The 18288-nt window shown below is 40.4% G+C and carries 8 protein-coding genes; 4 read left to right on the top strand and 4 right to left on the bottom strand.

All coding sequences use genetic code 11. The features are described 5' to 3' along the window. Positions 1–63: 63 nt before the first annotated feature. From QSE00_RS16880 to QSE00_RS16870, 3 genes are all read right to left on the bottom strand, one after another. Positions 64–2004: a sialate O-acetylesterase gene (locus QSE00_RS16880; protein WP_286106846.1), complete on the bottom strand. Its 1941-nt coding sequence runs from the start codon at positions 2002–2004 to the stop codon at positions 64–66. A 202-nt stretch (positions 2005–2206) separates the two neighbouring features. Further along, positions 2207–3868 carry a GH35 family beta-galactosidase gene (locus QSE00_RS16875; RefSeq protein WP_286106845.1) on the bottom strand — a complete coding sequence of 554 codons (1662 nt, stop codon included), beginning with the start codon at positions 3866–3868 and terminating at the stop codon, positions 2207–2209. A gap of 48 nt (positions 3869–3916) precedes the next feature. Then, complete coding sequence (locus QSE00_RS16870) at positions 3917–6058, bottom strand: alpha-glucuronidase family glycosyl hydrolase (RefSeq protein ID WP_286106844.1); 2142 nt, start codon at positions 6056–6058, stop codon at positions 3917–3919. Between the two features lie 500 nt (positions 6059–6558). On the opposite strand from QSE00_RS16870, the gene QSE00_RS16865 reads away from it, so the two are divergent. The 4 genes from QSE00_RS16865 to QSE00_RS16850 all read left to right on the top strand — a co-directional run bounded on the left by QSE00_RS16865 (position 6559) and on the right by QSE00_RS16850 (position 14643). After that, positions 6559–10698, top strand: coding sequence for a hybrid sensor histidine kinase/response regulator transcription factor (locus QSE00_RS16865; protein WP_286106843.1), 4140 nt, complete (start codon positions 6559–6561; stop codon positions 10696–10698). 350 nt (positions 10699–11048) lie between these two features. Next, entirely contained in the window at positions 11049–12107 is a 1059-nt protein-coding gene (locus QSE00_RS16860; protein ID WP_286106842.1) for an endo-1,4-beta-xylanase, read from the top strand. Between the two features lie 33 nt (positions 12108–12140). Beyond that, on the top strand, positions 12141–13601 hold the full coding sequence (locus QSE00_RS16855) for an MFS transporter (protein ID WP_286106841.1): 1461 nt from the start codon (positions 12141–12143) through the stop codon (positions 13599–13601). 13 nt (positions 13602–13614) lie between these two features. Further along, complete coding sequence (locus QSE00_RS16850; RefSeq protein WP_286106840.1) at positions 13615–14643, top strand: glycoside hydrolase family 43 protein; 1029 nt, start codon at positions 13615–13617, stop codon at positions 14641–14643. Between the two features lie 233 nt (positions 14644–14876). Here the strand turns inward: QSE00_RS16850 and QSE00_RS16845 are convergent, their stop codons facing one another. Further along, on the bottom strand, positions 14877–18182 hold the full coding sequence (locus QSE00_RS16845) for a VCBS repeat-containing protein (protein ID WP_286106839.1): 3306 nt from the start codon (positions 18180–18182) through the stop codon (positions 14877–14879). Between the last annotated feature and the right edge of the window lie 106 nt (positions 18183–18288).

The raw sequence follows: 18288 nt of genomic DNA, 5'->3' as shown, positions 1-18288 counted from the left end.
AGCAGCTAAATGGGATATAAGAATATCCTAGGGTATTATAGAACTGGATGCATGGGTTTGGTATTAAGGTTTGGGATTGTAATTTCTAAACGGAGCGGCCGGAAGGCCTTCCTTGTTGTATAAATTGGCGCCAAAAGGGTTGTCTGCCCAGGCGTATCGGACATATGTTGGGTTAGCAACCTCAATATTTTTAACAACCACCGTATTACCGACTATTTTTGCATCTGCCCAGACAAAGTTTTCATCGGGCCCTGATATTTGAAAATGTCGCAGTGCCAGGCCATCATTGGACATTAACCCACCTCCCACCTGCTTGAAATAAATTACAATTTGACTATCCTTTATTTCTGAGGATTTAAAAATAGGCCCAGAACTCACAACGTTTTCGTTGTAGGCCAGCTTTTGGGCATTCAAAGCCAATCGTTGCCCAACACTTTCTTTGTTCAATGGGTGTATATCATTCCATTCTCCTAGGTCGGTAGCAACCACCATGCCGGTATTGGCAAGTTTAAGGGTATTCAATTGCGCCTGCCTCAATTCTGCCCATTGGCTTTCCGAAGGCATCTTTGCCTCTTCCATATAATTGGCCAATTGCACATAAATAAATGGGAAATCCCCCATATTCCATCTAGCTCTCCAGTTGTTTATCAAGGCAGGAAAGGTGTGAAAATATAATTTTGGATTTTGGGTATTGGATTCTCCCTGATACCATATAGTTCCCTTAATTTTGTAATTTAATAGTGGGGCTATCATGCTGTTGAAGAGACCGGCAGGTTGCCACCTAATAAATGTTGGGTCTGGTAAAGGTTCCATAGTGGCTCCCAATTGGTATTTCCAACTGCCTTTTAAATCTATGCTGTCCTTTCCAACAGAAAGAAAATAGGGTTTATCCATGATAAAACCGCCCTTTCCCTGTTGGTTTATCAATCGTACGGTGATGGTATTTTTTCCAGGAACCAATACGTTACTGGGAATTTTATATTTTCTGGGGGGGTATTGATATCCAGTGCTGCCAATAAAAGTACCGTTCACATATACATGGTCCTGATCTACGCTTCGTCCCAGCCATAATTTTGCTTCCCTATCCACCATACTTTGGGGAATTTCAAAGGTTCTTCTAAACCAAACTACACCGTCAACATTAGGGAGACCTTGATCTTCCCAATAACCGGGAACCTGCATACTGCTCCATGTATCATCATTATAGGCCTGTAGAAACCATTCCGACCCCTTTACAAAACCTTTATCCGTTTCATTGAGTAGGGCAAACCAATTATGTTGACGCTTCTGGTCTTGCTGTTCTATATTGGAAATCAGGTCTGGATCTTTAAAGCGTTGCAGTGTGTTATAAGCGGAATCAAAAGGTTTTAAGGCGTCCTCGCTCATCCAGGCCTCAACAGGGGATCCGCCCAAAGCGGCATTGATCAGGCCTATGGGAACCTGATATTTTTCATATAGTTCCTTGGCAAAAAAGTAAGCAACTCCGGAAAACTCCATTAAATTTTCTGGGGATGCCTCCATCCAAGTTCCATTATTTAGATCTGTCTGTTCTTGGGTAAAATTATAGGTATCCGGCACCAAAAATTGCCGAATTTTGGAATTCTTGGAATTTTTTATGGCTTCGGGATAGTGGTCTTGAAGCCGTTTCATGGTCAGTTCCATATTGGATTGGCCAGAGCAGAGCCAAACTTCCCCAATGAGAATATTGTTAAGGGTAATGGTGTTTCTGTGACCTTTGAACTCCATTTTAAAGGGGCCGCCAGCCTTTTGAGCTGGAATGGTTACATGCCATTTCCCTTGGTTATCCGTTTTGGTATGGTATACCTTGTTTTTAAATTTTACGATTATTTCTTCTTCAGCTGAGGCCCAGCCCCAAATTTTAATGTCGGTCCCCCGCTGTAATACAGCACCATCACTAATTAGCTTGGGCAGTTTTATTTGGCACTGGAGCAATGGGAATTGCAGAATTAAAACCAGTAGGAAAAGTGTTTTTTTAATGTTCATTTTGTCTAGGTCTTTATTAGTGAAACTCAATTTTGAGAAGTCGGTAAGACGCACTTAAAATTGCAAGTTGAACTAATCCCACCTTTTTCGGCGGGATCTAGGTTCAATACCTCTACCCTAGGGTCGATTCCTATTATTGGGTCAGGGCCTGCCTATGTCGGCAGACAGGCCTGCCCTGAGGTTTAATACCTTTTATTGTTGCTTATTCATAATCATATAGTTCCAGGCGTTGAATGTTATAGTTTTCCTTAAAAATGCGGAGATGCCTACCTTGATGGGTCTGGTCTCCGTTCAGGTGTCGTATTATTTTCCATTTCATGTTTTCAAATACCCCTTCATCAACCTTTAGGATACCTACTTTTAAATTTGGGTCTTTAATATTTTTGAAGGTCACATAAAAACCATTTCCAGCCACATAAAACTCCTTGTTTCCCGTTTGAATGATTATGGCCCCGGCCATATCCCATGTTTCATTTTTGGCCTCGGCCTCCCAACCTAATTTATAGCTGTGATTAAAGGTAAATTCATAATTGCCCAACCTTACAATGCTCCCTATATTTTCCTTGTCCAATAATACCCCTTCCATACGGTTCAAACCTTGATTCTTTGTAATGAGGGGGGTAAGTTGGCCTATAAGGTCGTACATTCTGCCCAAGGGCTCATTATGTGGATCAACGGAAGATTCAATGGAAAAAGGGGAGAAGCCCATAGCTTGGTAATGACCAATGGCGTAGGCGGCCTTTCCCGCCACGGTATGGTCAAATTTATGTTCTGGAATAAAAAGGGGGTTGCCTTGGCGTACATAAAGGTCGTTCCAATACTTGAAATCCGGGTTGTAAAAATCCGGGGATAAAAAATCTATGGAAGGTGCGGCCGCTTTCCATACGTCCATTAAATGGGGAAGCGGACCTGCACTTGGATATTGCCCTGGTTTTTTCCCTTTTGCATTCAAGGCGGCATTTACAAACATGGGAAGCGGATAGACTTCCTTTCCGGCGGAAATGACCTCTTGGGTGAATTTGGCAAAATACCAAGCCATAAAGATTTCAGAGGTATGCTCCCCTATACCAAAAACTTCTTCCCAAGCGCCCTTGGTTCTAAAACCATTTTTACTCCAAACCTTATGAAATTCAGGGACTAGTACTTTTTTGTTTTTGGATAAATAATTTATGAATTCCTCTGGAACTTTAGTGTTATATTTTTTATTGGCCAGTGGACTATGGTCCCGAGCCGAGGGTAACATACCAATTTCATTTTCTGGTTGTACCATTATAACAGTCTGTTCTTTGCCGTCAATATCTCTTAAGTGTTGCATTAAGGTTTTGAATGCCAAGCGGTCTGCCTGTAGGTTGTTTTCGCCAAACGGTGATAATACTTCTTGGCTTATCCCATTTTGATCCTTTGCTCTGGGGTATCTTTTTTGATTGGTCTTCACCCAGGCAGGCGCGTGGCTGGACATACTGTTTTTCCATGAACCAAACCATAACAATACTATTTTGAAATTGTATTTCCTGGCCTCAAGAAGCAGGTCGTCCAATAATTTAAAGTCAAACTTTCCCTCCTCGGGCTCTATAAGTTCCCAAAAAACAGGAGCTAGTATAGTATTAAGGTTCATTGCCTTTAGTTTTGGCCAAACAGTTGCCATGTTCTCAACACTGGTAAAGGTAGAGTTGCCCAATTCACCACCTAAAATTAAATATGGTTTGTTCTTTACTATAAGTTGGGTTGCATTCCCTTGTTTTTTTAAATGAGGGATGGAATAACCTTCTGTGCCCCCTAATTGATTGGATTGGTTTTGTTGGGATAAAACAATACTGACGGATAACAGTAGTGCGCTGGTTAAAAGTGTTTTATAAATATTCATTCCTTATATTCTTTTGGGGCATGGCTAAATAATTCATTCCTTGGTCTTTCAGTCCCATTGAGGTCGGATGCCGGGGGCAAATGGAAATTTCAAGGACTGGTAATATTCCAAGCTCTTTGGTGATTTTTCAACCCCCACGGGGAGCGCTTTTTGCGAATAGGTCTGAAAATAGAGCAAGCAGGCATTACGCCACCATTTGGCCTCTTGCAACTGGATTTTCAGGAGCATTTGTACTTCTTGGAATTGTTCTTTGGTGATATAGGGCCGGGCATTGTTCCAAGTCTCGATCATTTCTTCTACTTGATCAACTCCTTCTTGATATTTTAGGGCCATGCCATCCCATAAACTATGACCATTTTTCAAGGTATGATCCCAGGGTAAGTGGTGAAACCACAACAGATATTCTTCGGGACATGTTTTGGGGTCGTTAAAGGCTTTTGCCACTTCTGGAGCATATTGCCCAGTGGCATTGCTACCACTATGGCTACGATTAAATCCGATCCCCTTTGTATCTGCCTTATGATAGTAGGTAGGGTTCCATTCGGGCCTGCTTAATTCGTGCACCCAAGGCCCTGGGCCGTAATGGTGGCCAGTATCAAAAATATGGTGTAACCCCAGTGGATTCATGTAATTCACCACCGCTTCCCTGGAGTCGAGCATCATTTTTTTTACCGGTTCAACAAAATCGGGGTCATTGGTATAGGTAGCTCTAAGCCATTCGTCCGCTATGGTCCCTGCACTGATATAGGGATCCCAAGCCAACCTTCCAAAACCATACCAATTGGCTTGGGCAAAAGGATGGCCGGTCCAGTTAAGATCGTTTCCAATATTGGAAACACCGGCCATCCCCGATATCTTATGGTGACCCAAGGAGCCATCCACAACCTTGGCCACTGTAGATCCCTTGCCTTTGCTATAGGTGTCGGAATCTAGTACTTCTTCGTACAATTTGGGCAAAAAGACCAGATGGGTACTAAAACCCAGATATTCTTGGGTTATCTGAAACTCCATCATCAATTGGGTATTGGGCATGGCGCCAAACATGGGGTGAAAGGGTTCCCGTGGCTGAAAATCAATGGCCCCATTCTTTGTTTGAATTAAAACTTTGTCGTTGAACAGACCATCTAAAGGAACGAATTCCGAGAAAGCCTGTTTGGCCCGATCTTCGGGATCGTGTTCGGAATAAACAAATGCCCTCCAAATAACAAGACCATTGTGTGGTTGTAGGGCCCTGGCCATCATATTGGCCCCGTCCACGTGGTTTCTTCCATAATTTTGTGGACCTGGCTGTCCTTCGGAATTGGCTTTCACCAAAAAACCGCCAAAATCAGGAATTAAGGAGTAGATTTCGCTGACTTTATCGTTCCACCATTCTTGGACTTTTGCGTCCAAAGGGTCGGCAGTTTTTAAGCCACCAATTTCCATAGGGGCGGAAAACCGTGCCGTGAGATAGACTTTAATGCCGTAAGGCCTAAAAACATTGGCCAAGGCACTAACTTTTTCCAGATACATAGGGGTCATGATCAGGGAGTTGGCATTGACATTGGTCAAGGAGACGGCGTTGATGCCAATGGAGGCATTTGCCCTGGCGTAATCCAAATAGCGCGGGTCCAGATACTCTGGTAATTTATGCCAATTCCATAAGGAAAAACCGGCATAGCCCCTTTCCACACTGCGGTCTAGATTGTCCCAGTGGTTGAGCATTCGCAAGTCTATCTTTGGAAACTCTAAAAGGGAAACATTGCTTAAATCTTTGTGTTGTTGCATCAAATTTAGTAGGCGAAATACACCATATAGTATTCCAATATCTTCATTGGCAGCAAGTACAATAAGTTTTTTTCCCTTATGGGTAACGGATTTTAAGACAAACCCCTCGTTGCCTACTTCATCGAGATTATCGGACAGTTTTTTCTTGAGAGTAGTATCAAGCGTAGCAGTTTTGGCTATTAGAAAGGTGTTATTTGTATGTGGGGCCTCCGTAAAATGGAGTGTGATTCCCAACATTTTTTCCAGGCCCGTGGTCATTTCTTTTTTAGCAGCTTTAAGCACCTCACTCCCATCTTCAAAATAGATGGAATTGGTCAGGTCTTTATATTCCTTTAATAGCAATGGTTTCCCAACCTTATCATATCCCAACCAAAGATGATATCCATCGGGCGATTGTGGGAAGGCACAGGCTATGAATGCCATAAAAACTATTATTGTTGGTTTTATACAGAACATTATAAAATCTTTAATTTTTACTTTTAGGTACTCTATAAAATTAATGAACAAATTAATTGACACATTAATAGTGGGAACAATTAAATTGTGTTGTGTTATCCGCCGGCAATTTTTAAAAAACAGGCATAGGGCATATTGCAGGACTTTATTCAATCAAGCCGGTTATAAACCGTATAATAAATTATCCAAATCCGGCCATTTAAAACGGCTTCTTCCAGTCAAAGGTGTTGGATTCCTAGTGAATAGAATAGCACGTATGTTGCCCATTCTAGTAATTATGGCGCATTTGAATCAGGATGCAATTTTTTCTAATTATATTGATACGTCCTAAGTGGTATAGTTGTCGCAAAGCCAGATGGGTACCTCTGGTTTTCTGACTACTTTTATGTCCATTTTGGATATTTCCATATTTTGTAAGAACCATTGTTGGTTTGGTAGATATACTATTGATACTATTTTAGAAAATTATGAAAGTTGCCCTAATTCTAAAAGTCGGCATTGTAAGTATAATGTTAACCCTAGGTAATATAAATGCCCAGAGTTATGGGGAGGATTATACTTTTGTTAATATTGAGCAGAACAATACACTACGTGCTGTCTCAAGCATAGTCCAGGATAGTTTGGGACTGATTTGGATGGGTACCAATGGCGTTGGACTAAAAAAATATAATGGTATTGAAATCAGCTCCTATAAACAGGATTCCAATCATGAAAGAACCCTCAATAGTTCCTTGATATATGTAGCTTATGTTGATAGATCCAATAGATTGTGGATTGGCTCGGAGGCAGGATTAAATTTATACGATCGCGATTTTGATGAATTTAAAAATGTAGTTCTATATAAAGATTCCATAGCCTTGGAGAACGTTCCTATTAGGGCCATTCAAGAAAGTTCCGATGGGACCCTGGTTATAGGGTCACATTTTAATGGTCTTTTCAAAATAGATCAAAACCAACTCAAGGGGTATAGTATTCCCATTCAAACTACCGTTCCCATTCCAGAATTACAAATAAATAGCTTAATTCAAAGTAGTACCGGAAAAATATTGATGGGATCCAATAAAGGTCTTTTTGAATACAATGGCACTATTGCCAATCCTATTTTATCCACCTTTGAGGCCCATGGGGATGAAACGGAATTCTTGTATAACATAGAGTCTATGCTTCAAGATGATGAAGGGTCCATTTGGATAGGTACCTTTTCCAATGGTCTTATAAAAGTGGAAGTAAGCCCATTCAATTCATATGAAGTACATAATTATAAAATTAGTAATCAACGTATCCTGTCTTTGACCCAAGCACCTGACGGTAATATTTTGTGCGGAACGGAAAACGACGGTCTTTTCGTGTTGAAAAAAAATGGGGTCGTCCAAAAGAATTACCGGTATAATAAATTTAACTCCAATAGTATAAAGTCTAATTCCATTTGGTCATTATATGTAGATACCCAAGACCGTATTTGGATAGGGTATTACAATAATGGGGTAGGGGTCTATGATAGGCTTTATGACAAGTTCAAGGATATAAAAAGTCTGGCCAATTTAAACAATTCCTTGCAGCTACCCTCTGTAACCGGTATTGTAAATGATAAAAAGGGCAATATATGGATCGGTATGGATGGAGGAGGTATTGATATCTATGACCCCAATAAAAAGAATATTGTACATCTGAAAGACCCGAACAATAAGTTGGTTTCCCAATTGAATGCGGGGGATATAGTGGTCCTTTTTATGGATAGCAATGATAATCTATGGGTTGGTACCTGGAATTCGGGAATATTTTACCTGCCCAATAATGCCAAGGCCTTTATAAATTACAATACATCCAATACCAATGGTGGGTTAAAATCGAATCGTATAATGAGCTTTTCAGAAGACTCCAAAGGAGTTATTTGGATAGGTTCCTATGTAGAAGGTTTGCATTCCTTTGATCCAGGAAGCAAAAGTTTTAGCCATCATAACAATACTATTTTTGATGACCCAAGTCCTGGACAAGGAGCAATGCGCATAGTTTTGGTAGATAAAAATGACACTATTTGGATGGGAACTACCAGTGGCCTGTACAAAATTTCTTCTGATTTTGGCAAGCCCCAAAAGGTTATTTCCCTACGGGAAAGCATGCATCAAGATGTAGAAAACAAACTTGTAGTGGATGTAATAGTGTCCTTGTATGAAGACAGTAAGGGGCATTTATGGATAGGGACCGATGGTGCGGGTCTTTGTAGGTATGATCCAGTAGGTGATACTTATACTTGGTATGGGAATAAAGATGGCCTTGGTCAAGAAACAATAGCCTCTATTTTGGAAGATGACAATGGGGATATATGGATGGGAGGAAACAATGGTTTGTCCCATATGAATGTAGTTGATGGTACGTTCAAGAATTTCGATATGAATGACGGTCTTCTTTCAAACGACTTTAATTTCAATTCTTCGTATAAAGACGAAAATGGTATTTTGTATTTTGGTAATTACGGCGGTATCAATTATATAGATCCTAAAAACATGAAGTACAATAACAATAAACCGTTGGTGTATTTTACTGATTTCAAGCTTTTTAATAAATCGGTGGTTCCAAACCAGGAAGACTCCCCCTTAAAAAAAATAATTGGACAGACCGAAAGTCTAAGTTTAAACCACCGCCAGTCCGTTTTTACTATCGAATACGCGGGCATCAACCTTACTAGGCCTAAAAAGAACCAATATGCCTATTATTTGGAAGGCTTTGAGGATAAATGGAATTATGTTGGAGAGAATAGAAGTGCCACTTATACCAATCTGCCTCCAGGGGATTATATCTTTAAAGTTAAGGCATCCAACAATGATGGCATTTGGAACGAAACTCCAAAAACGCTTAAACTGAGCATTCTTCCTCCATGGTGGGCTACAAACTATGCCTTGATATCCTACATACTTCTTTTTTGTTTGATCACTTATTTTTTGGCGCATTTGGCAAAACAAAGAATAAGAGAAAAACGAATTGTGCAATTTGAAAGGGACAGAAGAATACAGGAGGAAACCTTGAATGACAGAAAAATACAGTTTTTTACCAATATTTCCCATGAATTTAGAACACCCCTGACATTGATACTCAATCCTTTGGAGGATATTATGGATGACCCTGGACTTGTGTTAAGTAGAACGGTGAAGGAAAAATTGCGTATTATCCATAAAAACACCACCAGACTTAAGCGTTTAATTGATGAATTGATGGATTTTAGAAAATTGGAAATCAATAAGTTGTCCATTAAAATTTCTGAAATGGAAGCGATTGCCTTTGTCAAGGAAATTGCCGGACATTTTGAAGAGGAGGCAGTACTTAAGAATATTGTTTTTCAAGTGGAATCGGATGATTTTCCCATAACGCTTTGGAGCGACCCCTCTATGTTGGAAAAAATAATTTTCAATATACTTTCCAATGCCTTCAAGATAACTCCTGACAATGGAGAGATTACCGTAGGGGTTTTTAGGTGCAACCATAAGGTAAGCTTTCCGTTGATATATGGCGAAGAGACTGTTCAGGCCCTGGAAATTTATGTACAGGATACAGGAAGCGGTATAAAAAAGGAAGAAATCGTCAAGGTTTTTGAACGTTTCTATCAGGTGGAGAATATGAACAGTCAATATTATGGTGGAACCGGCATCGGCCTAGAGGTAGTCAAGAATTTTGTAGACCTATTGAAAGGGAAGATAGAAGTGGAAAGTGAAGAATTCAAGGGGACCAAATTCAGGGTTTTCCTCCCCTTAGGGAATGCCCATTTTAAACCCAACGAATTGTTTTTACCTCCTAAGAATGATATTGACCACATTGGTCGGCAGGAATTTGAGGAGGAAATAACACATCAAATATTGGGAACCAACTTGCAGAAGACCTTACTTATTGTTGAGGATAATACAGAATTAAGGGATTACCTTAAAAACGAATTGTGTGGTGATTATATGATTATCGAAGCTGTTAACGGTGTACAAGGTTTGGATTTGGCTACTAGAAGAATTCCGGATATGATACTAACCGATGTAGTAATGCCGGAGATGGACGGATTTGAATTTTGTAAACATATAAGGGAAGATATTAAAACCAGTCATATCCCATTATTGATGTTGACTGCCAAAGCCATGACCGATGATTGGGTCAAGGGTATAGATTCCGGTGCCGATGTATATTTGAGCAAGCCTTTTGATATGAAGGTCTTAAAGGCGCAGCTCAAACAAATAATACATAGTAGGCAAGTGCTTTTCAATAAATATTCCAATGATTCCAACAACGTACAGATACCTGGTAATTCGACCCAACTGGACAAAAAATTTATCACTAAAGTCTTGGCCCATATTGCTGAAAATATGTCCGATGAAAACCTCAATGTAGAACATTTGGCCGATGAACTCAACTTGAGCAGAAGTCAATTGTACCGAAAGATAAAAGCGCTGACCGGGTATTCGGCAAATGAGTTTTTGCGTAAGATAAGATTGGAAAAGGCAAAGCACATGTTGGTAAACGGTAATGAATCCATTAGTGAAGTATGTTTCAAAGTTGGATTTTCATCACCTTCCTACTTTACCAAATGTTTTAAAGCCCATTTTGGGGTGTTGCCCACCGAAATAAAATAAAGGAAATTTTTCAAGGGTAATGTACCATGTACATAGATTAGGGAATCCATGGGATATCCTTGAGCAGCTCTATGATAGGATATGTGCAAATATTCAAATTGGATTTTAGTTAATCGCATATTTCCTGTATGCCCCAAATGTTTTAAAAACCGCATCAAATGTAGTATCCAAAGGCTGCGAATATGGCGATTTTTACCTTTTGTACTTTAATCAGGTTTGCACAGGATTTTTACTCAATATCAATACCGATCCCAAAATAAATTCAATTTTAAATTATGGTCCCCAATTGTAAAATAATGTTCGTATTCCTTGTCACGTTGTTTGGCATATTTGGATGTGGGCAAAAGGTTATGGAAAAGGATACATCGCAAACAACCCAAATATGTAGCCTTAAAGATGTCTTTTTAAACGATTTCTTTATTGGGGCCGCAGTTAATGAACAGTTGATAGACGGAAAGGATTCCTTGGCCCTGAAACTGGTGACGAGTGAATACAACTCCATAAGCCCGGAAAATGTAATGAAGTGGATGTACATACACCCCGAGCCTAAAACGTTCAATTTTGAAAAGGCCGATAGGTATATAGCTTTAGGCATGGCAAACAACCTTTATACGCTAGGGCACACCCTTGTTTGGCATAGCCAGGCCCCCGATTATTTAAATAAAGTAAGCGATAGTGCTACCCTGGTCCGGTATCTTGAAAATCATGTAAAAACACTGGTAACCAGATACAAGGGAAAAATAGCCGCTTGGGATGTGGTAAATGAGGCTTTAAACGAAGATGGTTCCTTAAGAGAAAGTGTTTTTTTAAAGTTCTTGGGAGAGGATTATATTAAAAGGGCTTTTGAATTGGCGGAAAAGGCCGATCCGGAAGCTCAATTGATCTACAACGATTATAATTTATGGAAACCGGAAAAGAGGAAGGGGGTTGTTAGGTTGGTAAAGCGGTTACAGGATAGCGGAATAAAAATTGATGCCGTAGGGCTACAAGGACACTGGAATTTAACCGAACCTTCACTGGTAGATATAGAACAAAGTATTATCACATTTAATGAACTAGGGCTAAAAGTCCATTTTTCAGAATTGGATATTAGTGTACTACCCAATCCTTGGGACCTCGTAGGGGCAGAAATTAGTCAGAATTTCGACGAGAGCTCATATATGAACCCCTATCCGGAGCGTATACCGGATTCGGTTCAAATGGCATTGGCCAATCGTTATCAAGATATTTTTAAGCTCTTTTTAAAGCATAGGGAAAAGATAGATAGGGTCACTTTCTGGGGTATAAGCGATCAAGGATCTTGGCTCAATAACTGGCCCATAAAAGGTAGGGTAAACTATCCCTTGCTCTTCGATAGAGAATTTAATCCCAAAATGGCATATGACAGTATAGTTGCCCTAAAATTATGATTATGCCTTATCTCAAATTAAACTAAAGTATACATGACTAACATTTCACAAAAATTATCCATAAGGGAAAAAATTGGATATAGTCTGGGGGACTTGGCCGCCAACTTGGTTTTTCAGACCTTAATGACCTATTTGGCCTATTTTTATACGGATATTTATGGTCTTGAGGCCAACCATGCCTCCGCAATTATTTTAACGGTAGGGCTTGTAGCGGCCTTTGGGTTTAATCCAATCATAGGAGCATTGGCCGATAGGACAAAATCCAAATGGGGGAAATTTAGACCTTGGATTCTTTGGACTGCCGTTCCCTTGGGAGTTGTGGCGTTATTGGCTTTTAGTACCCCGGATTTTGAGTATAAGGGTAAAGTAATTTACGCGGTGGTAACCTATACGCTATTACTCCTATTATATGCAGCCAATAATTTGCCGTATTCGGCCTTGAGCGGTGTAATAACCGGGAATATGGCCGATAGGAATAGTTTATCGGCCTATCGATTTGTGGCTGTAATGTTTGCCCAGTTTTTTGTGCAGGTCTTTATGTTGCCCATCATAGAAACTGCCGGCGGTGGTGATAAGGCGATCGGAATTGAAAAAGTGATGACTTGGTTGGCAATTATTGGAACCGTAATGCTACTGATCACTTTCTTTACCACCAAAGAACGTATTATTCCTAAGCCAGAGCAATCCTCTAGCCTGGCAGAAGACATTAAGGATTTGTTTAAAAATAGGCCATGGGTTATTATTCTGTCCGTAACCACCTTGGTTTTTATTACCCTTGCCCTGAAGGGGGGTGCTTATGTGTATTATTTTGAAAATTATGTAAGTAAGGAAAAGCTAACCCAGTTTATACAACCTATGTTGGATACCTTGGCTGGGATAGGTATTAACTTTTTTGGTGAAAATCCAGTGTCGGCCGGTTTTGGTCTATTCAATGCCGGGGGTATTATATTTATGATCCTAGGCATTACACTTTCAAAGGGTTTTGCGGATAAGTATGGTAAAAGGGATGTTTTTAGCGTGGCCTTGTTTATGGCAACCTTCTTTATCTTTATCTTTTATTTCTTTTCGGAAGAGTCGGTGGTGTTGATCTTTCTTTCGCAAATACTTCACGGCTTTTTCTATGGACTTACAATTCCATTGCTTTGGGCAATGATAGCCGATGTGGCGGATTATTCCGAGTGGAAAAACAACCGCCGGGCCACAGCCATCATTTTTTCCGCTATGATGGTAGGCTTAAAGGGAGGTCTGAGTATTGGTAGTGCACTGGTGACATGGATTTTAGGCCTGTATAATTATATAACCAAAGAGGCTGCTGTAGCAGGGGAGGCCATAGTGCAACCGGAAACTGCTGTTCAAGGGACTAAATTATTGGTAAGTATTTTTCCTGCCATTCCATTTTTGATTGCCATAGCACTTCTATTGTTATATGAAATTGATAAAAAAATGGAGGTTAAAATAGAACTTGATTTAAAGGAACGAAGAAATAACGGATAAAAAATTATAGACCATGCCAGAAGAACCCATATCCCATATCGATTTTGATGAATTAAATTCAAAGGCCATTTCCCAACCAATTGTAAGCCATTTGTATACAGCAGACCCCTCTGCACATGTGTTTGATGGTAAGATTTATATTTACCCCTCCCATGATATTGATGCTGGAGTACCCTTTAACGATAACGGGGATCATTTTGCCATGGAGGATTACCATGTAATATCTATGGATACCATTCACGGACCGGCCGTGGATCACGGAGTTGCCCTACATGTTAAGGATGTTCCCTGGGCGAAAAGACAGCTATGGGCTCCAGATGCCGCTCATAAAAATGGGAAATATTATCTCTTTTTTCCGGCTAAAAGAGCCGACGGTATTTTTCAAATAGGGGTGGCTATTTCGGGCCGTCCCGAGGGGCCATTTATAGCCCAACAGCAACCTATTTTAAAAAGTTATAGCATAGACCCGGCAGTGTATGAAGATGAAGACGGAAGCTATTATATGTATTTTGGAGGTATTTGGGGAGGACAGCTTCAGAAGTATAGGAAGAACAGCTACAACGATGCGCATGAATTGCCAATGGCCCATGAACCAGCCCTCTTGCCCTTGGTAGCTAAAATGACCGATGACCTTTTGCAATTTGCAGAGGACCCCAAGCAGGTGGAAATACTGGACGAATACGGTGACTTACTATTGGCAGGAGATACCCATAGACGTTTTTTTGAAGCTTCATGGGTTCATAGGTATGGGGGTAAATACTATTTTTCATATTCTACAGGGGATACCCATTTTATTTGCTATGCGGTAGGGGAGAGTCCCTATGGCCCTTTTACGTATTCGGGACGAATTTTAAACCCCGTTGTAGGTTGGACATCACATCATTCCATTTGCGAGGTGGACGGAAAATGGTATCTTTTTTATCACGATTCAAGTCTGTCCAAAGGAGTCACCCACTTGAGATCCGTTAAGGTTACGGAGTTGGTCCATAGGCAGGATGGGAGCATAGAAACTATTGACCCCTACAATAATTTATTAGTGTAACTCAATTTTGAGAAGTCAGTAAGACGCACTTAAAATTGCAAGTTGAACTAATCCCGCCTTTTTTGGCGGGATCAAGGTTCAATACCTCGACCCTAGGTTCGATTCCTATTATTAGGTTCAGGGTTTACCCTGAGGTTTAATACCTTTTATTGCAAAATTAAATTTTCCGTTTTCACCCCCCTTAGTGGGTGTTTGAATGTTTAGGCGGGCGTGAATTGTTAGCTGTTTTGCCATTAATTAAGTTGAATGAATTGAAGGTAATCATTGTTTTTGGCCGCTATAATATAGGATGTTTTATTGGTGTTTATAGGGAGCATGTCCTTAACATCCCCAGGGACAAAAAATCCACTTTGGTCGGGAGGTACCGATGTAAAACCGCCTTTTCCATTTCCTTTTAGGAAAAGCCCATGCCCGGCGTCATTACGGGGTGTTTCAACTTCGGAGACATGTAGGTTGCCTGCAATTAAACAATCCAAATAACCATCTTTATCATAGTCTTTCACTAGGATTTTATTGATGCTGGAAGTCTGCGCTTCCCTTGGGAGCAGATGTTGGACCAATTTGCCATTTTTATTTTCCAAATAAATACTGGCAAACGATTTTACCTGATAGTGCAGTGAAGATTCCAGTGCCTTTTCACTATAAACATCTTCTAGGGTAGCCTGGGCAAAACTTTCATAGTCCTGGAATTTTTGTTTAATTCCTGGTATCTGTTGAGAGGAACATTCCCTTCCCCTTAGTGGGTATTGCTTCCCATCATTATAATAACTAAGCACAATATCGGCGGCGTTATCCTTGTCAAAGTCATTGGCATAAATATCGAATGTCTCCTCCTTTGTCGCTTTGTACTTGTAGTTTAAACCATTGTTTCCTACTATGTAATCCATGTCGCCATCCCCATCAAAATCTCCTTGTTCAATGCTCCACCACCATCCGGTTGAATCTTTGGTAAGTCCCATTTCCTCAGAAACCTCTTTGAATCCGGTAACAGTATTTTTAAAAACCCTTATGGGCATCCATTCACCGACTACAATAATATCCAACCGATTGTCATTGTCTATGTCTGAGATTACAGCGCTTGTAGCCATTCCTAGGTTTTCAAACCCTGGCGCATGCATTTCTGAAGAAATGTCAAATTTAACATTATTGGCAGTGCTTACATTTTGTAGGATATAACTAGTAGCAGGAGACGGATAGTTGCCTGGGATCTGTCTGCCCAAGACCAATAAATCTTCCCTGCCATCATTGTTAAAATCTGCATGGTACACTTTTGAACCACTATTTTTTATTGGGGGCAAGGCGTTTTTATGGGCTTTTGAGAATTTCCCTGCTCCGTCATTTAGGTATAACCTGTCTTGTAAGGATTCTGAATTTGGGGAGAATTCATACCCGCCGCTTACTACATAAAGATCATTGTCCCCATCCCCGTCGGCGTCGAAAAGTATAGCTCCTGAATCCTCGCTTAATTTGTCTTCCTCTAAAAAATTGGAGGCCACTTTTTTAAATGTATTGGATTCTTGAATAAAAACACTTCCAGGAGATCCCGCTGATCCCCCTACAAAATAATCATCCATCCCATCGTTGTTCATATCACCAACGGCTATGGCCGGCCCAAAGGCGGACATCTTATGGGGCAGGAGTACTTGTATGCCAAAATCGTCAAAGTCATTTTCCTGATGAAGGTGTTTGGGAAAGACTTCGCTACTATCCGTTGTAAACAGGAACTTATTGTCTGTGGCAGGAATTTCATGGATACGGGCGTTGGAATAATCAAAAATTAGGGTCTGATTAGGGTCTATGTTCTTTAGCTCTTCAATTTTACCATCTGCCCATACCACTTTTAAATGGTCAATTTTGGGGGACTTGCCCAGCCCGAAATGTAGTTCAGGAGCCACAGAGGATTGAAACCCTCTTGTTAAGGTGAGCTCTTGCATCTGTGTTTGTCCTGCGGTTGTTAGATACACCCTGTTGCCAAGACCAAATTTATTACCGGGTAATCCGTTAAATTTAATTTTTAGATGCCCATTTAATTCCGAACTTTTATTCTCAAAAACCGAGGCATAGTCATCAAGGTTATTGGTGATAATTTCGAGATCCCCGTCATTGTCAAGATCGGCGTATACCACCCCATTGGAAAAACCTTTGTATTCAATCCCCCAGCTTTTGTTTGCTTTCTCGAACTCCAAGTTTCCTTTGTTTCTAAATATAAAGTTGTCTATTTTTTCGGAAGGGATGGCCTGACTCAATTGCAAAAGGCTGTCTGAACTTAATTTTATGCCCTTTAACTTATTAAAATAGTCATTGTTGTTGATTTCCCTTCTTGTGCCGTTGGATACAAAGAGATCCTTTAGGCCATCGTTATCAAAATCGGCGAATAAAGGCCCCCAGCTCCAATCGGTGGAGGAGGTTCCCGTAAGTCTCGAAATATTGGAAAAGTGTGGTATCCCGTCTTCAAATACCCCAGAATTCAACTGCATACAGTTATGCATATATTGGTATCCAAATCCTGAATTGACAACGTCCCAAAACAGTGCTATGTTCATACTGGCCATATTGGTTTTTTTACGCCTATTGTCCTTGGCATCCATATCTACCTGAAAGATATCCAAGTTGCCGTCATTGTTGAAATCGGCAATGTCAGCTCCCATACCGTAGAAGGATGTATGTTGGGTGGCCTTCTTCACCACTTCCTTAAAAGTGCCATCCTGGTTGTTGATAAACATATAATCGGGAGATCTAAAGTCGTTGGAAACATAGATGTCTGGCCAGGTATCATTATTTAGGTCCCCCACGGTGGCACTCAGCGTTAGACCAAAGTTTCTAAGTCCTGATTCGTTGGTGACATTGGTAAATTGATCCCCGTCGTTCCGGTACAGATAATCCATATCGGTATCGGATACGTTTTTCATGTTATATAGGTAGACAAATGAAGGTGAATCAAATTTGGTAGGAGGATAATTGGCAACGTATAGATCCAAATCCCCATCTTTGTCATAATCGAAAAAAGTGGCCTGTACACTATTTCCCAAATTGTCCACTCCATATTTCTCGGCCATTTCCTCAAAAGTACCGTCGCCTTTATTCACAAACAATTGATTGTTTTTTTTGCCAAATTTGCCCCCCACAGAGCAATAGATGTCCAGCCATCCGTCTCCATTTATATCGGCCATGGTTACCCCGGTGTACCAACGGTCGTCCCCGCTTACGCCGGCATTTTCGGTAATATCCTCAAATTCTAGGTTCCCTTTGTTCAAATATAGTTTGTTGGGTACTTGATTCCCCGTGAAATAGATGTCCAATAGGCCATCATTGTTAATGTCACCGGTTGCTACACCACCTCCCATATATAGATAGGAATAGGTAAAATAATTTAAGGAATCATTTTCTGTAAGGAGGTTACTAAAGGTGATTCCCGTTTTAGGATGATCCAGGGATCTAAATATTTTGCCTCCGTTCAATTCCTCGTTTTTGGAACAATTGACCAATAGCATCAAACCAATTGAAGCAAGAACGATTTTCCCAATCTCTGTAATTTTCATTGCTTTTATATTTAATTCGTGGTGATAATTTACGTCAATTATACCTTATAAAAAACAGCGTACCTGGGCACGCTGTTTTAAAACTAACTAATTAACCAACCAAATT

It is taken from the genome of Arenibacter flavimaris (assembly GCF_030291335.1).
In the GTDB taxonomy this organism is placed as follows: Bacteria; Bacteroidota; Bacteroidia; order Flavobacteriales; family Flavobacteriaceae; genus Arenibacter.
This window is presented reverse-complemented; position numbering and strand designations above follow the sequence as displayed.

What these genes read in the sequence shown, in the direction of transcription:
- QSE00_RS16865 (WP_286106843.1), top strand. Translation starts at nt 6,559, where the DNA reads ATGAAAGTTGCCCTAATTCTAAAAGTCGGCATTGTAAGTATAATGTTA.
- QSE00_RS16845 (WP_286106839.1), bottom strand. Translation starts at nt 18,182, where the DNA reads ATGAAAATTACAGAGATTGGGAAAATCGTTCTTGCTTCAATTGGTTTG.
- QSE00_RS16880 (WP_286106846.1), bottom strand. Translation starts at nt 2,004, where the DNA reads ATGAACATTAAAAAAACACTTTTCCTACTGGTTTTAATTCTGCAATTC.
- QSE00_RS16855 (WP_286106841.1), top strand. Translation starts at nt 12,141, where the DNA reads ATGACTAACATTTCACAAAAATTATCCATAAGGGAAAAAATTGGATAT.
- QSE00_RS16850 (WP_286106840.1), top strand. Translation starts at nt 13,615, where the DNA reads ATGCCAGAAGAACCCATATCCCATATCGATTTTGATGAATTAAATTCA.
- QSE00_RS16870 (WP_286106844.1), bottom strand. Translation starts at nt 6,058, where the DNA reads ATGGCATTCATAGCCTGTGCCTTCCCACAATCGCCCGATGGATATCAT.
- QSE00_RS16875 (WP_286106845.1), bottom strand. Translation starts at nt 3,868, where the DNA reads ATGAATATTTATAAAACACTTTTAACCAGCGCACTACTGTTATCCGTC.
- QSE00_RS16860 (WP_286106842.1), top strand. Translation starts at nt 11,049, where the DNA reads ATGGAAAAGGATACATCGCAAACAACCCAAATATGTAGCCTTAAAGAT.